The organism is Caulobacter sp. HJHS_5 (assembly GCF_056683955.1).
Window position 1 is genome coordinate 122,870 of record NZ_JBWZNC010000001.1, and the last position, 16,359, is coordinate 139,228.

General features: G+C 68.0%; 18 protein-coding genes and 1 tRNA gene. 10 read left to right on the forward strand and 9 right to left on the reverse strand.

The window, feature by feature from the left end; all coding sequences use genetic code 11:
* Window positions 1-14 precede the first annotated feature (14 nt).
* Window positions 15-368, forward strand: a complete 354-nt coding sequence (locus ACFLIT_RS00645) for an ArsC family reductase (RefSeq protein WP_479909245.1) — start codon at window positions 15-17, stop codon at window positions 366-368.
* Window positions 369-370: 2 nt separating this feature from the next.
* Window positions 371-943 (forward strand): SOS response-associated peptidase, encoded by a 573-nt coding sequence (locus ACFLIT_RS00650; protein WP_479909246.1) that lies wholly within the window; start codon window positions 371-373, stop codon window positions 941-943.
* On the opposite strand, the gene ACFLIT_RS00655 is transcribed toward ACFLIT_RS00650, so the two are convergent.
* The 3 genes from ACFLIT_RS00655 to ACFLIT_RS00665 are packed head-to-tail and all read right to left on the reverse strand — an operon-like array spanning window position 944 to window position 2,258.
* On the reverse strand, window positions 944-1,534 hold the full coding sequence (locus tag ACFLIT_RS00655) for a c-type cytochrome (protein WP_479909247.1): 591 nt from the start codon (window positions 1,532-1,534) through the stop codon (window positions 944-946).
* Window positions 1,535-1,592: 58 nt separating this feature from the next.
* Window positions 1,593-2,015, reverse strand: coding sequence for an alternative ribosome rescue aminoacyl-tRNA hydrolase ArfB (arfB, locus tag ACFLIT_RS00660; RefSeq protein ID WP_479909248.1), 423 nt, complete (start codon window positions 2,013-2,015; stop codon window positions 1,593-1,595).
* 18 nt (window positions 2,016-2,033) lie between these two features.
* Complete coding sequence (locus ACFLIT_RS00665; protein ID WP_479909249.1) at window positions 2,034-2,258, reverse strand: hypothetical protein; 225 nt, start codon at window positions 2,256-2,258, stop codon at window positions 2,034-2,036.
* A 133-nt stretch (window positions 2,259-2,391) separates the two neighbouring features.
* Between ACFLIT_RS00665 and ACFLIT_RS00670 the strand changes: the two genes are divergently transcribed.
* Together ACFLIT_RS00670 and ACFLIT_RS00675 are read left to right on the forward strand one after the other, a co-directional pair.
* Window positions 2,392-2,467 (forward strand) — tRNA-Thr (locus ACFLIT_RS00670).
* A gap of 22 nt (window positions 2,468-2,489) precedes the next feature.
* Entirely contained in the window at window positions 2,490-3,755 is a 1,266-nt protein-coding gene (locus tag ACFLIT_RS00675) for a hypothetical protein (protein WP_479909250.1), read from the forward strand.
* A 40-nt stretch (window positions 3,756-3,795) separates the two neighbouring features.
* On the opposite strand, the gene ACFLIT_RS00680 is transcribed toward ACFLIT_RS00675, so the two are convergent.
* From ACFLIT_RS00680 to ACFLIT_RS00690, 3 genes are all read right to left on the reverse strand, one after another.
* The gene (locus ACFLIT_RS00680) at window positions 3,796-4,884 is read right to left on the reverse strand and encodes a ThuA domain-containing protein (protein ID WP_479909251.1); all 1,089 of its coding nucleotides are present in this window, start codon (window positions 4,882-4,884) and stop codon (window positions 3,796-3,798) included.
* A 166-nt stretch (window positions 4,885-5,050) separates the two neighbouring features.
* Entirely contained in the window at window positions 5,051-6,142 is a 1,092-nt protein-coding gene (locus tag ACFLIT_RS00685) for a ThuA domain-containing protein (RefSeq protein WP_479909252.1), read from the reverse strand.
* A 122-nt stretch (window positions 6,143-6,264) separates the two neighbouring features.
* Complete coding sequence (locus tag ACFLIT_RS00690) at window positions 6,265-6,696, reverse strand: DUF1761 domain-containing protein (RefSeq protein ID WP_479909253.1); 432 nt, start codon at window positions 6,694-6,696, stop codon at window positions 6,265-6,267.
* Between the two features lie 136 nt (window positions 6,697-6,832).
* Between ACFLIT_RS00690 and metG the strand changes: the two genes are divergently transcribed.
* Complete coding sequence (gene metG, locus ACFLIT_RS00695; protein WP_479909254.1) at window positions 6,833-8,545, forward strand: methionine--tRNA ligase; 1,713 nt, start codon at window positions 6,833-6,835, stop codon at window positions 8,543-8,545.
* On the opposite strand, the gene ACFLIT_RS00700 is transcribed toward metG, so the two are convergent.
* On the reverse strand, window positions 8,542-10,017 hold the full coding sequence (locus ACFLIT_RS00700; RefSeq protein ID WP_479909255.1) for a ComEC/Rec2 family competence protein: 1,476 nt from the start codon (window positions 10,015-10,017) through the stop codon (window positions 8,542-8,544). The genes metG and ACFLIT_RS00700 overlap by 4 nt on opposite strands.
* A gap of 118 nt (window positions 10,018-10,135) precedes the next feature.
* On the opposite strand from ACFLIT_RS00700, the gene ACFLIT_RS00705 reads away from it, so the two are divergent.
* The 5 genes from ACFLIT_RS00705 to pstB all read left to right on the forward strand — a co-directional run bounded on the left by ACFLIT_RS00705 (window position 10,136) and on the right by pstB (window position 14,247).
* Window positions 10,136-10,372, forward strand: coding sequence for a CsbD family protein (locus ACFLIT_RS00705; RefSeq protein ID WP_479909256.1), 237 nt, complete (start codon window positions 10,136-10,138; stop codon window positions 10,370-10,372).
* A gap of 130 nt (window positions 10,373-10,502) precedes the next feature.
* The gene (locus ACFLIT_RS00710; RefSeq protein WP_479909257.1) at window positions 10,503-11,519 is read left to right on the forward strand and encodes a PstS family phosphate ABC transporter substrate-binding protein; all 1,017 of its coding nucleotides are present in this window, start codon (window positions 10,503-10,505) and stop codon (window positions 11,517-11,519) included.
* A gap of 23 nt (window positions 11,520-11,542) precedes the next feature.
* A complete protein-coding gene (gene pstC / locus ACFLIT_RS00715) occupies window positions 11,543-12,481 on the forward strand; it encodes a phosphate ABC transporter permease subunit PstC (RefSeq protein WP_479909258.1) in 939 nt (312 codons plus the stop codon).
* Entirely contained in the window at window positions 12,481-13,422 is a 942-nt protein-coding gene (pstA, locus tag ACFLIT_RS00720) for a phosphate ABC transporter permease PstA (RefSeq protein WP_479909259.1), read from the forward strand. The genes pstC and pstA overlap by 1 nt, the downstream gene beginning before the upstream one ends.
* Window positions 13,423-13,434: 12 nt before the next feature.
* Complete coding sequence (gene pstB, locus ACFLIT_RS00725) at window positions 13,435-14,247, forward strand: phosphate ABC transporter ATP-binding protein PstB (RefSeq protein ID WP_479909260.1); 813 nt, start codon at window positions 13,435-13,437, stop codon at window positions 14,245-14,247.
* On the opposite strand, the gene ACFLIT_RS00730 is transcribed toward pstB, so the two are convergent.
* Window positions 14,244-15,551 (reverse strand): ATP-binding protein, encoded by a 1,308-nt coding sequence (locus ACFLIT_RS00730; RefSeq protein WP_479909261.1) that lies wholly within the window; start codon window positions 15,549-15,551, stop codon window positions 14,244-14,246. The two genes, pstB and ACFLIT_RS00730, sit on opposite strands and share 4 nt — an antisense overlap.
* A 104-nt stretch (window positions 15,552-15,655) precedes the next feature.
* A complete protein-coding gene (locus ACFLIT_RS00735) occupies window positions 15,656-16,264 on the reverse strand; it encodes a glutathione S-transferase family protein (RefSeq protein WP_479909262.1) in 609 nt (202 codons plus the stop codon).
* Window positions 16,265-16,359: the final 95 nt, after the last annotated feature.

Here is a 16,359-nt window from a genome sequence, read left to right on the forward strand (position 1 = left end):
TCTAGGCCGGGATCATGAGCATCACGATCTATGGCATCCCCAACTGCGACACGATGAAGAAGGCCCGCGTCTGGCTGGAGAGCCACGGCGTCGACTACGCCTTCCACGACTACAAGAAGCTCGGCGTCGAGCGCGACACGCTGAAGGCCTGGGCCGGCAAGGTGGGCTGGGAGGTGCTGCTCAATCGCAGCGGGACGACGTTTCGGGCGCTGCCGGACGCCGACAAGGCGAATCTCGACGAGGCGAAGGCCATCGCGCTGATGCTGGCCCAGCCGTCGATGATCAAGCGGCCAGTGCTGGAGGCCGGGGCGGACCTGCTGGTCGGCTTCAAGCCGGAGGCCTATGCGGCGCGCTTTCAGGCGCTCTAGCCATGTGCAACGAGCATCGCCTGCGCAAGCCGCTGGAGCAGGTGAGGGAGGCGTTTCGCTGGGTCGAGGTTCCGTTCTGGGCTGAGGGCGGCTCGAACATGCAGCCGCGCGACAGCATTCGCATCACCGACCGCTCGCCGGTGGTGCGGCCCTTCGAAGGCGGCGGCCGCCTGCAGGAGATGCGTTGGAGCTGGCCGGGGCCGGGCGGGAAGCCGGTCTATAACTTTCGCTCGGAGGGGCGCGACTTTCCCCGCAACCTGCGCTGCCTGGTGCTGACCGACGGTTTCTTCGAGTTCACCGATCCGGAGCCCGGCGCCAAACGCAAGAGCAAGTGGCTGTTCACCCTGGGGGAGGACCGCTTGTTCGCGATCGCCGGCGTGATGCGGCGTTGGGAAGACGCCGCGACGTTCTCGATGCTGACCACCGAGCCCGGGCCCGATGTCGCGCCCTATCACCACCGCTCTGTCGCGGTGCTGCCCCCCGATCGCTGGGTGGCTTGGCTGGCGGGCGAGCCCGAGGGGCGGCTGCTCGAGCCTCCGCCCCTGGGAACGCTGAGCGTGACCCGCGTCGGCTGACTACTTGGTCGCCGACTGCAGATAGGCGACGAGGTCGGCGCGGTTCTTGGCGTCGCGCACGCCGAGGAAGGTCATCTTGGTGCCCGGGACATCCTTGCGGGGATCGGCGATCCAGGTGTCCATGTTGGCCGCGTTCCAGATGATGCCGGAGGCGGCGAGGGCCTCGGAGTATTTATAGCCCGGCTTGGTCCCGGCCTTGCGGCCGAAGACACCGTGCAGGTTGGGGCCGATCATGTCGGAGCCGCCCTCCGGCAGCGTGTGGCAGGCCCGGCAGACGACGAACTGGCGCTGGCCGTTGTCGAGATCGGCCGCGGGGGCGGCGGCGGGCGTCGGGGCGGCCGGCGCGGCCTTGGCGGGCGGCGTCTTCACGGCGGGCGCGGGCGCGGGGGCGGCCGTGGGGGTCGGCACAGCCGCCGGAGCGGTCGTGGGGGCCGGCTCGGCGGTCGGCGCCGGTTCGGCCGGAGCCGTCGGAGCCGGAGCCGGGGCGGGCGCGGCGGCGGGCGGCGGCTCGGCGGGAGCCTGCGGCTCCTGCTTCTGGCCACAGGCGGCGAGGGGAAGGAGGGCGGCGAGGGCGATCAGAGTCGGGCGCATGGCGATCCTTTTAGCTGAGCTGTCGGAAAACTCTCAAGCCGCCACGGCGGCTTCGCGCTCAATCGTGGACGGACGGCTTGCCGCGACCTGCCTTCACGCCCGAGCGACGGCCCTTGGCGTCGAGCCGGCGCACCTTGCTGGCCAGGGTGGGGCGGGTGGCGCGGCGAACGACCGGGACCTCCGCCGCCTTGGCGATCAGCTCGACGAGGCGCTGGATCGCGTCTGCCTTGTTGCGCTCCTGGGTGCGGAAGCGGTTGGCGGTGATGACGATGACGCCGTCGCTTGTCAGGCGCGCGCCGGCCAGCTTCTGCAGGCGTACGCTGACGGAATCGGTGAGCGAGCGTGAGCGCCGCGCGTCGAACCGCATCTGCACGGCGCTGGAGACCTTGTTGACGTTCTGGCCGCCGGGACCGGACGCGCGAATGAAGCTGAACTCCAGCTCGTCGTCCTGCAGGGCGATGGTGTCGGTGACTTCGATCATCGCCGCGTGGCGCGCCGCTCAGTGCAGCGCGGTGGTCTCGTCGAACAGCGGACCGAGCAGCTTGAGCGCCACCGTCAGGATGAGGCTGACCCCGAAGACCGACACGGCGATCAGCCAGGGCTTGTTCTGGGGCGTCAGTCCACCCGGCAGGCGACCGTTGAGCGTGCCGGCCGTGATGAAGATGCTGGCCAGGCCGCTGAGCAGCATGACGCCGAAGGAAATCCGCTTGAGGGAGCCGAACATCGAATACCCGGATTGGCGGCGCGGAGGCCTAGGAAGAATCGCCATACGCCTTCGCGAGAAGGACGTCACCTGTCCTCGGTCCGCAAACCGGGTTTGCGTCAGGCGCCGCGCCTGCGGCATAAGCCGGATGTGGGCCGGCTTAGCTCAGCTGGTAGAGCAGCGGTTTTGTAAACCGAAGGTCACGGGTTCGATTCCTGTAGCCGGCACCATCTGCAGACGTTCGGAGTGCGCGTGGCCGATTACGTTCCGAAGCATCCGGGGCCGATCCACGGGGCGGCGGATCCCGGCGGCCGGCATTTTTTCGAAGACGCGCTCGATCGTCGGCTGAGCATAGAGAGCCTGAGCGGCGGTCCCGCTCCCGACATCGTCGTGGTGCGCGCCATCCGTCCCGACATGATTCGGTCGATCCCCGAGCTTGTGCCGAGCGCGCTGTTGCAGCGTATCGCCGCGGGCGAGGCGGTGCTGGTCCTCGACGCCTCGGGGGAAGGCCCGGCCTACGATCATACAACGGCGAGCGTCGCCCATCAGATGACGCGAAACGCCGGCATCCCGCCATCGAAGACGGTCTACCTCACGCAGAACAGGGATTGGGAGCGGCTTTACCGCGGGTTTTGCTTCGCCAACGGCGTCGAGCCCATGCCGGTGCTACACTACGACCTCTACATCCGCCGTTTCTTCGCGGAGCACGAGGAGGACGGCGTCGCCAAGTTCGAGGCGCGCCACGCGGCGTTCGAACGCCGCTCGGCGGAACGCGAGAAGCGCTTCGTCTGCCTCAATTTTTCGGCCCGCGCCTCGAAGGTGTTGCTGCTCCTGAAGCTCATCGAAGGCGGCCAGTACGATCAGGGCTTCATTTCCTTCCCCGGCTTCGACAAGGCCGCCAATCCGCGCGCTGTGAAGCGGACCTCCATGATGCTGGAAATCATGAGCCTGCCTGGCGTCGGCGACCTCGCCGCCGAACTGCTCCCTCAGTTCGAGGCCTTGCGGTTGAAGGAGGACCTGCTGTTCGGAGGCGTCGGCACCGCGGCGGCTGTCGGCGCGCACTACAATCCGCTTGCCAGCGACACGGCGCTTGAGGAGTACAACCGGACCTGGTTCACCGTGATCACCGAGAGCGAGACGAACGGGCCGCGTCGCATCACCGAAAAGCCGTTCAAGCCGCTCTCGAACTTCAGTCCCTACGTCAACTTCGGCAATCCGGGTTCGCTGGCGCTTGTGCGGGACTTCGGGTTTCGGACTTTCGGGGAGCTGATCGACGAGGCCTATGACGCGGAGTTGGATCCGCGCCGTCGCTTCCTGATGGTCTATGACGAGATCGCCCGGCTCTGCGCCCTGCCGGAGGCGGCGCTCCGGGAGATGGAGGCGAGGTTGAGCGAGACCCTGACGTTCAACGCGCGGCACGCGCTGACCGTGATGCCCGGCGTCTACCGCAACAGGCTGGAGCCGATGCTGGTCGATCGGCTGATGGACATCCGCCGCCAGCCGCTGGGCGCGTCCTGAAAGGTCGCCGCCGCCCCGGATGGAGCGGCGGCGCAGGCAACTACTTTTCGGTGGGGCTGTCGTCGACCGTCAGGTCGCCGGCGGCGTATTGCATGCCGGCCGTGAAGGCCTGCAGGATCTTCTCGTTCGACCAGATGTGCTCGTTGTGGCCGAGAGCCTGAACGAAGACGCGGCCCTGACCTTCCTTGCGGACCCAGCTGAGCATGTAATCGCCGTCGGTGCGCTTGCCGTTGGCGGGCTCCACGTTCTTGTCGGCCTGATCCATCTTCGAATAGTCGATGGAATAGAGCACGTGCAGGTTCTTGCGGTTGTTCGCGTCGTCCTGGCTGTAGGTGTAGATTTCGTCGTGGATGGTGAACGGCTGGCCGCCGAACGCCGCGGTCAACGGGCTCTTGGCGTCATCGAGTTTCACCGTGACCTTTTGCGGGGTCAGCCAGTGGAACTTGAAGTGGCCGCCGATCATCTTGTTGTACTCGGGCCACAGGCTCTGGCCGCCGCGGTGATAGCTGTCGGTGCCGGCGTGGGTCAGGACCAGGCCCTTGCCGCCGCGCACGAAGTCGAGCAGCGCCTTGCGGCGGGCGGCCGTGCCTTCCGGATCGTCCGGATTGTCGAGGAAGCTGCCGGTGGTGTTGTCGAGCACCAGCACGTCGTACTGGGCCAGGGTCTCGGCGGTGAAATCGCTCTCGTTGAACGAGATGCGGGTCGACCAGGCGCCGGTCTGCTTGCCGATCTGGTCGACGGCGTAGGCGGTGATCGGGATCGAGGAGTGCACCCAGCCCTTGGCCACGGCGTAGACGAACACCTTGCGCGGCTTCTTCGGCGTGGCCGGAGCCTTGGTCGGGATGGCGTCGAGCGTGGCGACGGCGTCGAAGGCTTCGGGCTGCTGAACCTGCACGCCGCGCGAGATGGCCTGGCCGCGGTTGGTCGGGGTCAGGGTCGCGGTGTCGCGCTGAGCGGCGCGGCGGGCGTTGGCGTAGGCGATGGCGCCCGGCTCGACCGGCGCGGGGCCGGGGTTGGGCGTCTGGGCCGGCGCGGCCGCCGGGGCCTGGGCGACGGACTGGCCGCCGATCAGCAGCATGCTGGCGGCGCTCACCGCCGACAAGGCGGCGACGGTCTTCAACTTCTTCATGGGGCTTCCCTCCCTGGTGCAGTTCGGCGACCGGCGGCGCTCCCTTGTCGGGCTTAGCGCTGAGATGCCGTCGCGGCGGGAAGGAGTACCTGCTGGCGCGCGTTTGTAAACGGTTGCGGCCGGGGGAAAGAAGCCGCCGCTCCGAGGGGAACGGCGGCTCGGACGTCTACTTCTGGCTGGGGCTGTCATCGGCCGCCAGGTCGCCGGCGGCGTATTGAACGCCGGCGGTGAAGGCCTTCAGGATCTTCTCGTTCGACCAGATGTGCTCGTTGTGGCCGAGGGCCTGAACGAAGACGCGGCCCTGACCTTCCTTGCGGATCCAGCTGAGCATGTAGTCGCCGTCGGTGCGCTTGCCGTTGGCGGGCTCCACGTTCTTGTCGGCCTGATCCATCTTGGAATAGTCGACGCTATAGAGGACGTGCAGGTTTTTGCGGTTGTTCGCGTCGTCCTGGCTGTAGGTGTAGATTTCGTCGTGAACGATGAAGGGCTCGCCGGCGAAAGCGGCCGTCAGCGGGCTCGAGGGGTCATCGATCTTCATGGTGATCTGCTGCGGCGTCAGCCAATGGAACTTGAAGTGGCCGCCGATCATCTTGGTGTACTCGGGCCAGACGCTGTCGCCCCCACGGTGGTAGCTGTCGGTGCCGGCGTGGGTCAGGACCAGGCCCTTGCCGCCGCGCACGAAGTCCAGCAGCGCCTTGCGGCGGGCGGCCGTGCCGGCGTCGTCGCCGGGGGTGTCGAGGAACAGGCCGGTGGTGTTGTCGAGCACCAGCACGTCGTACTGGGCCAGGTTGGCGGCCGTGAATTCGCTCTCATTGTACGAGATCGTCGTGGTCCAGGCGCCGGTGCGCTTGCCGATCTGGTCGACGGTGAAGGCGGTGATCGGGATCGAGGAGTGCACGAAGCCCTTGGCCACGGCGTAGACGAACACCTTGCGGGCCTTCTTGGGGGCGACCGGCGCCTTGAAGGGCAGGGCGTCCATGGTGGCGGCGACGTCGAAGGCTTCCGGGACCTCGATCTGCACGCCCCGGAACGTGGCCTGACCACGGTTGCTGGGCGTCGGCGGCGTGTAGGTTCCGAAGCGGCGCTGCTGGGCGTAGGCCTGAGCGGCGGGCTCGATCGGAGCCGGGCCGGGGTTGGCGTTCGCGTTGGCCGCTGCCGGCCGAGCTGCGGGCGCCTGGGCGACGGACGGGCCGCCGATCAGCAACAGGCCGGCGGCGCTCGCCGCCGACAGGGCGACGACGGTTTTCAACTTCTTCATGGGGCTCCCTCCCTGGCATCGTTTCTCGCGCGCGACCCCGCCTCTTGAATGGGCGTTGGTTCAACCGCGCGGCGGGAGGAGACGCCTTCGCGGCCCGATTGTAAACGCCCCCAGGCGAAGCTTCAGGCGGTTTCCGCCTCGGACCGTCCGCCGAAGGACAAGCCGGCGGCCAGGGCGCCGGCGATGGTGAAGGCGACGAGGGTGTAGCCCATGTCGATGGGCGCGAGGTCGCGGTCGTGCCCGGCGTAGGTGAACAGGAAGCTCTGCATCGGCATGGCGAACAGCAGCCAGGCGAGCAGGCCGAGACGCGCGCCGCCGAAGAAGCCCCGCGTGTTCAGGCGCTGACTGAGCCACCCAAGCCCGCTCACCCACAGCCCGGTGGCCATCACGCCGAAGGCCATGTCGGTGTTCTCGGCCCCCATCACGGCGGCGGTGGGCGCGCGCCCCATCAGGATGTTCCACCGCTCGCCGAACAGCGGACCGTACCAGGCGAAGGCCAGGGCCTCGGCGACGACAATGGCGACGATCACGCCGGCCCAGTTGAACGGCTTCATGCGGCTGGTCCTTCCCCTGTCGGTCCGGCCGGGACGGTAGCCGCGTTCGCCCGCGCCCGCCAAATCGCCGCCAATCGGCCGGGGACGCGACGCGCGGCTTTCGCTCCGCGACGGGCGCTTCTATATCCCAGGCCCCATGGCCCGCATCCTGATCACCTCCGCCCTGCCGTACATCAACGGCATCAAGCATCTCGGCAACCTGGCCGGTTCGATGCTGCCCGCAGACGTCTACGCGCGCTTCCAGCGGGCGCGAGGCCACGAGACGCTCTATATCTGCGCCACCGACGAGCACGGCACCCCGGCCGAGCTGGCCGCCGCCGCCGCGGGGCAGGATGTCGCCACCTACTGCGCCGAACAGCACGTGCTGCAGCACGACGTCGGCCGCGCCTTCGGCCTGTCATGGGACTGGTTCGGCCGCTCGTCCTCGCCACAGAATCACCGCCTGACCCAGCACTTCGCGGAGGTGCTGGAGGACAACGGCCTGATCGAAGAGCGGACCGACAAGATGGTCTACTCCATCGACGATCGCCGTTTCCTGCCGGACCGCTATGTCGAGGGCACGTGCCCGCACTGCAGCTTTCCCAAGGCGCGGGGCGACCAGTGCGACAACTGCGGGAACCTGCTCGACCCGACCGAGCTGATCGAGCCCTATTCGGTGATCTCGGGCTCGAAGAACATCGAGGTGCGCGACACCAACCACCTCTATCTTCTGCAGACGAAGATCCAGGATCGCATCCGCAGCTGGGTGGACGGCAAGGCCGCCGACTGGCCGCAGCTGACCCGCTCCATCGCCTACAAGCACCTCGACGAAGGCCTGATCGACCGGGGCATCACCCGCGATCTCGCCTGGGGCATTCCGGTGACGCGGGGCGGGCTGCCGCGCCCGGGGTTCGAGGACAAGGTCTTCTACGTCTGGTTCGACGCGCCGATTGAGTACATCGCCGCCACCCAGGAGTGGGCCGACGCCAACGGGACCGACTGGCGGCGCTGGTGGCGCACCGACGCCGGGGCCGACGAGGCGCAGTACGTCCAGTTCATGGGCAAGGACAACGTCGCCTTCCACACCGTCAGCTTCCCGGCCACGATCCTGGGCTCCGGCGAGCCGTGGAAGACGGTCGACCGGCTGAAGGCCTTCAACTGGCTGAACTGGTACGGCGGCAAGTTCTCGACCTCGGGCAAGCGCGGCGTTTTCATGGACCAGGCGCTGGAACTGCTGCCGCCCGACCTGTGGCGCTGGTACCTGACAGCCAATGCGCCGGAAGGCTCCGACACCGCCTTCACCTGGGATCAGTTCGTCAGCGCGGTGAACCGCGATCTGGCCGACGTGCTGGGCAACTTCATCAATCGCATCCTGAAGTTCAACGAAAGCAAGTTCGGCGGCGTCGTGCCCGCAGGCGGCGCGCCGGGACCGCTGGAGCAGAAGCTGTTCGAGACGGTTTCGGCCGGGCTCGCCGACCTGACCGCGCAGATGGAAGCCATCGAGGTCCGCAAGAGCGCCCAGGCGCTGCGGGCGCTGTGGGTGGCCGGCAACGAGTACCTGCAGGAAGCCGCGCCCTGGACGGCGATCAAGACCGACCCCGAGCGGGCGGCCGTGATCGTGCGCACGGCGATCAACCTCGCGGGGCTCTACGCCCGCATCTCCGCGCCGTTCATCCCGTTCGCCGCCGAGAAGATCACCGAGGGCCTGGGCGAGGCCTTCCCGCCGGCCTGGCCGGGCGCCGACGCGGCCGCCGAGCTGTCGCGCATCGAGGCGGGGCGGGCGGTGCGGGCGCCGGACGTGCTGTTCAAGAAGATCGAGGACGTCCAGGTCGAGGAATGGACCGAGCGCTTCGGGGGCGCCGAGGCCTAAGGCGGCTTCGGCGCGGCGCGCTTGACCACCTTGGGATCGAACACCGCCTCGCCGCTGGGCGAGACCGTGAAGCGGTAGGCCTCGTTCATCCCCTGCTTTCCCGAGTGGGTGAAGGCCAGTACGCGCTTGCCGTCGGTCCGCACGTGGGCGATGCCGAAATTGGTGCGCTCGAAGGCGAAGAAGGTGCGGCCCGGAGCGGCCGGGTCAGGCACATAGCCCCGCGTTTTGAAGAAGGCCGCCAGCTCGGTGCAGAAGATCACCGCCGGCACGGTGCGCGACGCCCGGCCGAGCGCGGCCATCAGGGTGGCGCGCGGATGGATGTATTCCTTGGCCTCGGATTCGTCGCCGGACGAGATCAGCGACACCACGGCGTTCACCTCCTGCAGGAAAGGGTAGCTGAAGTCGGCCGAGCCGTGGTGCGGAGTCTTGAGGATCTCCGAGCGCAGGGCGGCGTTCGGCAGGGCCTCGCGCATGCGGCGCATGGACTCCTCGTTCATGTCGCCGGTGAACAGGAACCGCACATTGCCGTAGCGCAGGCGGAAGGTGATCGAATGGCCGTTGATCGTGTGGCTGGCCGACCATGACTTCGATCCGCCGACCGGCTTGACGCCATTCATCAGCCCGGCGTCGTCGGGCGGGTCGGCCAGGAAGGGCAGGGCGGTCTTGCCGCCGGCCGTCTCGGTGATCGGGCCCAGCAGGTCGACGGCGATGCCTTCGTCGGCCAGGAAATCGAAGGCGTCGGTGGCGTGCTGGTCGAGGCGGCGGACCTGCAGGGTCTCGTTGACGCGCGTCTTCAGCCGCTGGCTCCAGGCGACGAGGGTCGCCTTCCATTGCACGAAGTACTTGTTGAGCTCGGAATCCGGCAGGTCGCGCGGATCGTCGGCCAGTTCGACGCAATAGGGGCGGCCGTCCTTGCTCCTGGTCTGGCCGAACATGGCGACATCCGGCCGGTCGGCCCCGTTCAGGCTTCCGGGCCGCTTGGCCAGGCCGTTGTGATAGACCCTGCGCGCGGTCATGAAGATGCGCTTGCGCTTTTCGCTGTGGGTCTCCGACTTCTGGAACTCGGTCAGGCCCAGGAAGTGGTCGCCGTCGCCATGGGTGACGATCACAGCGTCGACCACCAGCGGATCGGTCGCCGAGGTGCCGGAATAGCGGGCCGCCGCGTGGCGGGCGAACAGCTGATTCTCGCCGCCGTCGATGAACACCACCCGGCCCTTGGGCGTGTCGAAGATCAGGCCGTCGCCCTGCTGCACGTCGACCATCGACAGGCGGAGCAGGCCGGTGGCGCGCAACTTGGCCTTGTCGCTGATCAGGCCCTCGTCCACCACGCCCTTGAGGCCGTGCATCCTGACCTTGAAAGCGCCGTCCGCCTCGCCGAGCACCTCGACCGCGTCGCCCCAGTAGTACTGCCAGGTCGACCCATCGGCCCTGCGCAGATCGACGATGTCGTCGTCGAGGTATTTCAGCGGCATTTCCACGCTCCTCCGTCGGGTGAAGCCTGCGCCCGGATTGTGAAGACCGTTGGCGTGCGCGAACCATTCAGCGCCTCGAACGCTTCAGCTTCAACGCCAAGCTTTGAAGGAGCCCTTCATGATCCGCCGCCTGACCATCGCCGCCTTCGCCCTCAGCCTTGTCAGCGTCGCCGCCTGCGGGAAATCCGACGATGGCGCGACCCAGCAGACCAAGGGCGAGATCAAGGAGGGCGTCGGCGGGCTGATCGGCGACCAGGACCTCAAGCGCGAGGGCCAGAAGGACCAGGTGGTCGGCGGGGTGAAGGAGACGGTCGAGGACGTCGGCGACGCCGTGAAAGGCGACGAGAAGAAGTAGTTTCCGCCGGGCGGCTTCTCGCCGCATCGGCCCTGGGCGCGTGTGACCTTCGCAAGAACGTCATAAAAGTGTGAAACAGCGGAACTAGCTGTCGCGCCAACTCGGCCGCGAGCCGTCCAGAGGATTCCCGATGCACAAGCTGCTCCTGGCTGCAGCCGCGGCCGCCATGGCCGGCGCCAGCCTGTCGGCCTGTGGCGGGCCGAAGGAGCCCGCGGCGATGGTGAAGCTCGACGGGTCCTCGACGGTCTATCCGATCTCCGAGGCGCTGGGCGAGGAGTTCCAGGCGGCCACGGGCGCGCGAGTCACCGCCGGCCTTTCCGGCACCGGCGGCGGCTTCAAGAAGTTCTGCCGCGGCGAGATCGACATCGCCGCCGCCAGCCGGCCGATCAAGAAGGAAGAGATGGAGGCCTGCGCGGCGGCCGGCGTCGAATTCATCGAACTGCCGATCGCGCTCGACGCCCTGGCGGTGATCGTCAATCCCGGCAACAGCTTCGTCGATTGCCTGACGGTGGACGAACTGAAGACCATCTGGGCGCCTGAGGCCCAGGGAAAGGTCGGCTCCTGGAAGCAGGTGCGCGCCTCGTTCCCCGATGTGGCGCTGAAGCTCTACGGCCCCGGCACCGACAGCGGCACCTTCGACTATTTCACCGCGGCGGTGAACGGCAAGGAAGGCGCATCGCGCGGGGACTATACGGCGACCGAGGACGACAACGTCACCGTCACCGGCGTCGGCGCCGACGCCGGCGGTCTCGGCTACCTGGGGCTGGCCTACCTGAAAGAGAATCCCGGCAAGGTGAAGGCGGCGACGATCCGCCAGGCGGACGGCTCGTGCATCGGCCCGTCGGTGCAGACCGCGCGCGACGCCAGCTACCAGCCGCTGTCGCGCCCGCTGTTCTACTATGTGAACAAGCATCTGGCGGACACCAAGCCGGACGTGCAGGCCTTCATGAAGTTCGCCTTCAATCCGGCCGAAAGTGAGGAACTGGTCGGCGAAGTCGGCTATGTGGCCTTGCCGGCGGAGGCCTACACCCTCGCCGAAAAGAAGTTCGAAGCGCGCCGCACCGGCAGCTTCTTCGGGGGCGGCTCCAAGATCGGGGTGACCGCTCAGCAGCTGCTGGCGGACGCCCAGGCGCCCGCCAAGCCCTGATCGTGTTGTGAGTGGGGGCAAGCGTGGCTGAAACGCCTATCAAGGCATCCGAATACGAGACGTTGCGGAACCATCCGTACCTGCGTCGGGGGCGGCTGCTGTCGTCCGTGATGCGCGGCGTTCTGTTCGCCTGCGCGGCCCTGTCGGTGGCCATCACCGCGGCGATCATCTGGGTGCTGGTTTCGGAATCCTGGGTTTTCTTCAGGCAGGTGCCGCTGTCGGCCTTCCTGACCGACACCGAATGGACCCCGGTGTTCACCAACGCCCACTACGGAATCCTGCCGCTGCTGACCGCGACCTTCTGGGCGGCGGGCATCGCCATGGCGGTGGCGACGCCGCTGGGCCTGGCGCTGTCGATCTACCTCTCCGAGTTTGCCCGTCCGAATCTGCGCGAGACGCTGAAGCCGATCCTCGAGATGCTGGCGGCCGTGCCGACGGTGGTGTTCGGCTATTTCGCCCTGCTTTTCCTGACGCCGCTGGCGCGGCAGTTCATTCCAGGGCTGTCGGGCTTCAACCTGCTGGTGCCGGGCTTCGTCATGGGCATCATGATCCTGCCCTACATCGTCTCGATCAGCGAAGACGCCATGCGCGCGGTGCCGATGAGCCTGCGGGAAGGGGCCTTCGCCCTGGGCATGAGCCGCTGGCGCATGTCGATGACCGTGATCATCCCCGCCGCCTTCTCCGGCGTGACGGCGGCGTTCCTGCTCGGCTTCGCCCGCGCGGTGGGCGAGACCATGGTGGTGGCCATCGCCGCCGGCCAGAACCCCAACCTGACGGGCGATCCGCGCGAGGGCGCGGCGACGATCACCGCCTATATCGTGCAGATGAGCCTGGGCGACCTGCCGCACGGCAGCCTGGCCTATTCGACGATCTTCGCGGCCGGGCTGGTGCTGTTCCTCATCACTCTGGCCTTCAATGTGATCGGCTTCTTCCTGCGCAAGCGCTTCCGGGAGGCCTACTGATGTCGATCGACCTTCCGATGGGATCCTCGGAACGCTCCGCCAGCGCGGCCCTGGTGCGCAAGATGCGCCGGCAGGACGTGATCTTCGCCGTCGTCGGCGTGATCGTGCTGGTGCTGGTGATGAGCCTGCTGATGGCGCTGGTCATCGACCTGCTGCACGATGGGCTCGGCCGCATCAACTACGACTTCCTGACCCACTTCCCGTCGCGTCGGGCGGCGCGGGCAGGGGTGTTCTCGGCCTGGGTCGGGACCACCCTGGTGATGATCGTCACCGCCTTCCTGGCGGCGCCGCTGGGCATCGGGGCGGGGTTGTACCTCGAAGAATACGCGCCGAAGAACGTGTTCACCGACATCATCGAGATCAATGTCTCGAACCTCGCCGGCGTGCCGTCGATCATCTACGGCCTGCTGGCGCTGGGCATCTTCGTCTACCTGCTGGGCATGGGGCCGACGATCCTGGTCGGCGGCATGGTGCTGGCGCTGCTGATCCTGCCGATCGTCATCGTCGCCACCCGCGAGGCGATCCGCGCCGTGCCGTCCGGCCTGCGCGAGAGCGCCTACGGCGTCGGCTGCAACAAGTGGCAGGTGATGTGGGACTATGTGCTGCCCTCGGCGCGCCCGGGCATCATCACCGGCGTGATCGTCGGCCTGTCGCGCGCCATCGGCGAGACGGCGCCTATCATCACCATCGGGGCCCTGACCTTCATCGCCTTCCTGCCGGAAAGCCCGGTGCAGGGAACGCCGCCGTTCATCAACTTCGACTGGCTGCAGTCGCCGTTCACGGTGATGCCCATCCAGATGTTCAACTGGATTTCGCGGCCGCAGCCGGCCTTCCACGTCAACGCCGCCGCCACCGGCGTGCTGTTGCTGGCCATGACGCTGGCCATGAACGGCGTGGCCATCTTCATCCGCTATCGCCTGCGCCGCGCGCTCAAGACCTAGGACGACCCCCCAGTGACCGACCTTTCTCTCGATCGCGAAATTCCGACGCTGCCGCGGACGCCGGCCGCGGCGCGCGCCCAGGTCAAGGACCTGAACTTCTGGTACGGCAAGTTCCAGGCGCTGAAGAACATCAACATGGACATCGCCGACCGCCGGGTGACGGCGATCATCGGCGCCTCGGGCTGCGGCAAGTCCACGCTGCTGCGCTGCTTCAACCGTATCCACGATCTCTATCCGGGCGTGCGCTACGAGGGCGCGATCAATCTGCAGCCCGACGGCCTGAACCTGGTCGACAAGGGCGTCGATCCCATTCTGGTGCGTCTGCTGGTCAGCATGGTGTTCCAGAAGCCGAACCCCTTCCCGAAATCGATCTTCGAGAACGTGGCGGCCGGCCTGCATGTGCGGGGCATCCGGAACAAGACCGAGCTGGAAGGCCGGGTCGAGAAGGCGCTGCGCCAGGCCGCCCTGTGGGACGAGGTGAAGGACCGCCTCGACAAGTCGGCCATGGAGCTGTCCGGCGGTCAGCAGCAGCGTCTCTGCATCGCCCGCGCCCTGGCCCCCGAACCCAAGCTGCTGCTGCTCGACGAGCCGACCTCGGCCCTCGACCCCATCGCCACCGCCAAGATCGAGGAGCTGATCGACACCCTGGTGCATGACGTCACCGTGCTGATCGTGACCCACAACATGGCCCAGGCGGCGCGCATCTCGCACTACACCGCCTTCATGCACCTGGGCGACCTGATCGAGTTCGGCGAAACCCAGCAGCTGTTCACAAACCCGCGCCTGGGCCAGACGCAGGACTACATCACCGGCCGCTTCGGCTAGGAGGCGGCGGGCGGCCGCACGGCGACCCGCAAGCCGCCCTCGGGGTGGTTGCTGACCTCCATGCTTCCGCCGAAGCGTTTCAGCAGGCGTGCGGCCGTGGGGATGCCCAGGCCGAAGCCGGCGGTGTTGCGTTGGCGGGCCGCGTCGGCGCGGAAGAACGGGTCGTAGATGTGCGAGATGCCCTCGGCGGTCATGCCCGGCCCATGGTCGCGCACGACGATCAGGGGGCCGGCCGCATCCGTGCTCAAGGCGATTTCCCCGCCGCCGCCATGGCGCACGGCGTTGTCGGCGATCTGGATGAGGGCCTGGGTGAGCGCGCCGCGATGGGTGGTCGCCGTCAGGCTTTCCGGACCTTCGTAGCGTATGGCCTCGGGCCAGGGCGTGATGACCTGGCGGACCAGGGCGGCCAGATCGACCGCCTCGGGCTCGCTCGGCTGGTGCTGGGCGCGCAGATAGTCGCGCAGCGAGTTCAGCATGGTGTCCAGCTCGGCGACGTTGTCGGCGAGGATGGTCTTGGCGTCCTCGTCCTGAACGAACTCGGCGGCGAGCGACAGGCGCGCCAGGGGGGTGCGGAAGTCGTGGCTGACCGCCTCCATGGCGCGAGCCTGGTCTTCCAGAATGCCGCTGATCCGGCGCTGCATCTCGTTGAAGGCGAAGCCGAGCTCACGCAGGTCGGCCGAACCCTCGATGGCCACCGGCTCGGGGCGCCGGCCTTCGCCCACGCGGTGGGCGGCCTGAGTGAGGTGGCGCAGCGGCTCGCCCTGCTGGCGCAGCAGATAGAGCGCCACGAACAGGCCGGCGGCGGAGAACAGCAGGGTCATCACCGTGAGCCGCAGGGCCAGGGGCCATGTCGGGGCGAAGTCGTGCGAGCGGAAACTGAGCCAGCGGCCGTCGGCCAGCTGCATGGCGCCGACGAGGTCCTGGGCGCCCGAGCGGCTGCGCAGGGTCCAGACGATCAGCTCATGGCGGGCGAGCTCGGGCTCCCAGGAGACCATGTAGCGGCGGATGGCCAGGGCGCCGCCATCGGATGCGGCCGGGCGCTGCGGCGCGCTCTCGGTGATGCGGGCGTCCAGGTAGGTCGTCGACATCACCTGGGCCAGGTCGTTGCCTTGCGGATTGGTGTCCAGGCTATGCACGCGGGTGCCGACGACCAGCAGTTCGGCGATGCGGCGGGCGTGATCCTCGCGCACCGCCTCGCGGTCGATCAGCTGGTAGAAGGTGACGCTCGCCAGCACCTGCAGGAGCACCGTCGCCCCGACGATCACCATGGTGCGTCCGACAAGACCGGTCGGCCAAAGCCGCAAGTCGCATTCCTCCCAAGACTGTTTGGAGGAATCCTAGCGTGAAAGTGGAGCTTCAACAGCCCTAAAGAGCGGCCGGGGCGCCGAGGGGCGCCCCGGCCTGACGATCAGGCCGCGTTCGCCTCGGCGGGCGGCGCATCCTTGCCCATGGCGCTGAGCGCGGCCGGGCGAGCGTTGAAGCGCTCGATGTAGGCGTCGATCGAGGGGCTTTCGGGCAGGTGCTCGCGCGCCCACTGCAGGGTGGCGGCCACCATGACGTCGGCGGCCGTGAACTGCTGGCCCATCAGCCATGGGCCCACCCAGACGGCGCTGATCAGCCGGTCGACCACCGCTTCGTAGCGGGCGGCGAGGTAGGGGTTGGTCGCCGTTTCGCCGGTGATCTTCGACCAGACGGCCGGCTCCAGCTCACCGACCGTCCAGGCCATCCAGGTGAGATAGGCCGCGCGGTCCTTCGAACCCACCGGCGGGGCGAGGCCCGCTTCCGGCAGCAGATCGGCGAGGTAGAGGGCGACGGCGGCGGATTCGGTGACCAGGGCGCCGTCGTGGACCAGGGCGGGGACCTTGCCGTCCGGGTGCGGATTGGCCGGGTCGGGGCCGCCCGAGCCGTCCATCCGGCGGATGTCGACATAGGCGACCTGATAGGTCGCGCCGAGCTCTTCCAGCAGCCGCAGGATACGGCCGGAGCGGGACATGGGGGCGTGGAACAGGGTCAGCATGGTCGTTGTCTCCTCCATCGTGGCCGCTTCGGGCTGTCCGCCGGCCGGTGAAGATTGACTACCGCCACCCTGCTGCCACCATGCTGTCAGCAGTC

Excerpts from the sequence above, each read along its gene's own strand:
- ACFLIT_RS00645 (WP_479909245.1), top strand. The coding sequence starts at position 15 with ATGAGCATCACGATCTATGGCATCCCCAACTGCGACACGATGAAGAAG.
- ACFLIT_RS00650 (WP_479909246.1), top strand. The coding sequence starts at position 371 with ATGTGCAACGAGCATCGCCTGCGCAAGCCGCTGGAGCAGGTGAGGGAG.
- ACFLIT_RS00655 (WP_479909247.1), bottom strand. The coding sequence starts at position 1,534 with ATGCGCCCGACTCTGATCGCCCTCGCCGCCCTCCTTCCCCTCGCCGCC.
- arfB (WP_479909248.1), bottom strand. The coding sequence starts at position 2,015 with ATGATCGAAGTCACCGACACCATCGCCCTGCAGGACGACGAGCTGGAG.
- ACFLIT_RS00665 (WP_479909249.1), bottom strand. The coding sequence starts at position 2,258 with ATGTTCGGCTCCCTCAAGCGGATTTCCTTCGGCGTCATGCTGCTCAGC.
- ACFLIT_RS00680 (WP_479909251.1), bottom strand. The coding sequence starts at position 4,884 with ATGAAGAAGTTGAAGACCGTCGCCGCCTTGTCGGCGGTGAGCGCCGCC.
- ACFLIT_RS00685 (WP_479909252.1), bottom strand. The coding sequence starts at position 6,142 with ATGAAGAAGTTGAAAACCGTCGTCGCCCTGTCGGCGGCGAGCGCCGCC.
- ACFLIT_RS00690 (WP_479909253.1), bottom strand. The coding sequence starts at position 6,696 with ATGAAGCCGTTCAACTGGGCCGGCGTGATCGTCGCCATTGTCGTCGCC.
- metG (WP_479909254.1), top strand. The coding sequence starts at position 6,833 with ATGGCCCGCATCCTGATCACCTCCGCCCTGCCGTACATCAACGGCATC.
- ACFLIT_RS00700 (WP_479909255.1), bottom strand. The coding sequence starts at position 10,017 with ATGCCGCTGAAATACCTCGACGACGACATCGTCGATCTGCGCAGGGCC.
- ACFLIT_RS00705 (WP_479909256.1), top strand. The coding sequence starts at position 10,136 with ATGATCCGCCGCCTGACCATCGCCGCCTTCGCCCTCAGCCTTGTCAGC.
- ACFLIT_RS00710 (WP_479909257.1), top strand. The coding sequence starts at position 10,503 with ATGCACAAGCTGCTCCTGGCTGCAGCCGCGGCCGCCATGGCCGGCGCC.
- pstA (WP_479909259.1), top strand. The coding sequence starts at position 12,481 with ATGTCGATCGACCTTCCGATGGGATCCTCGGAACGCTCCGCCAGCGCG.
- ACFLIT_RS00735 (WP_479909262.1), bottom strand. The coding sequence starts at position 16,264 with ATGCTGACCCTGTTCCACGCCCCCATGTCCCGCTCCGGCCGTATCCTG.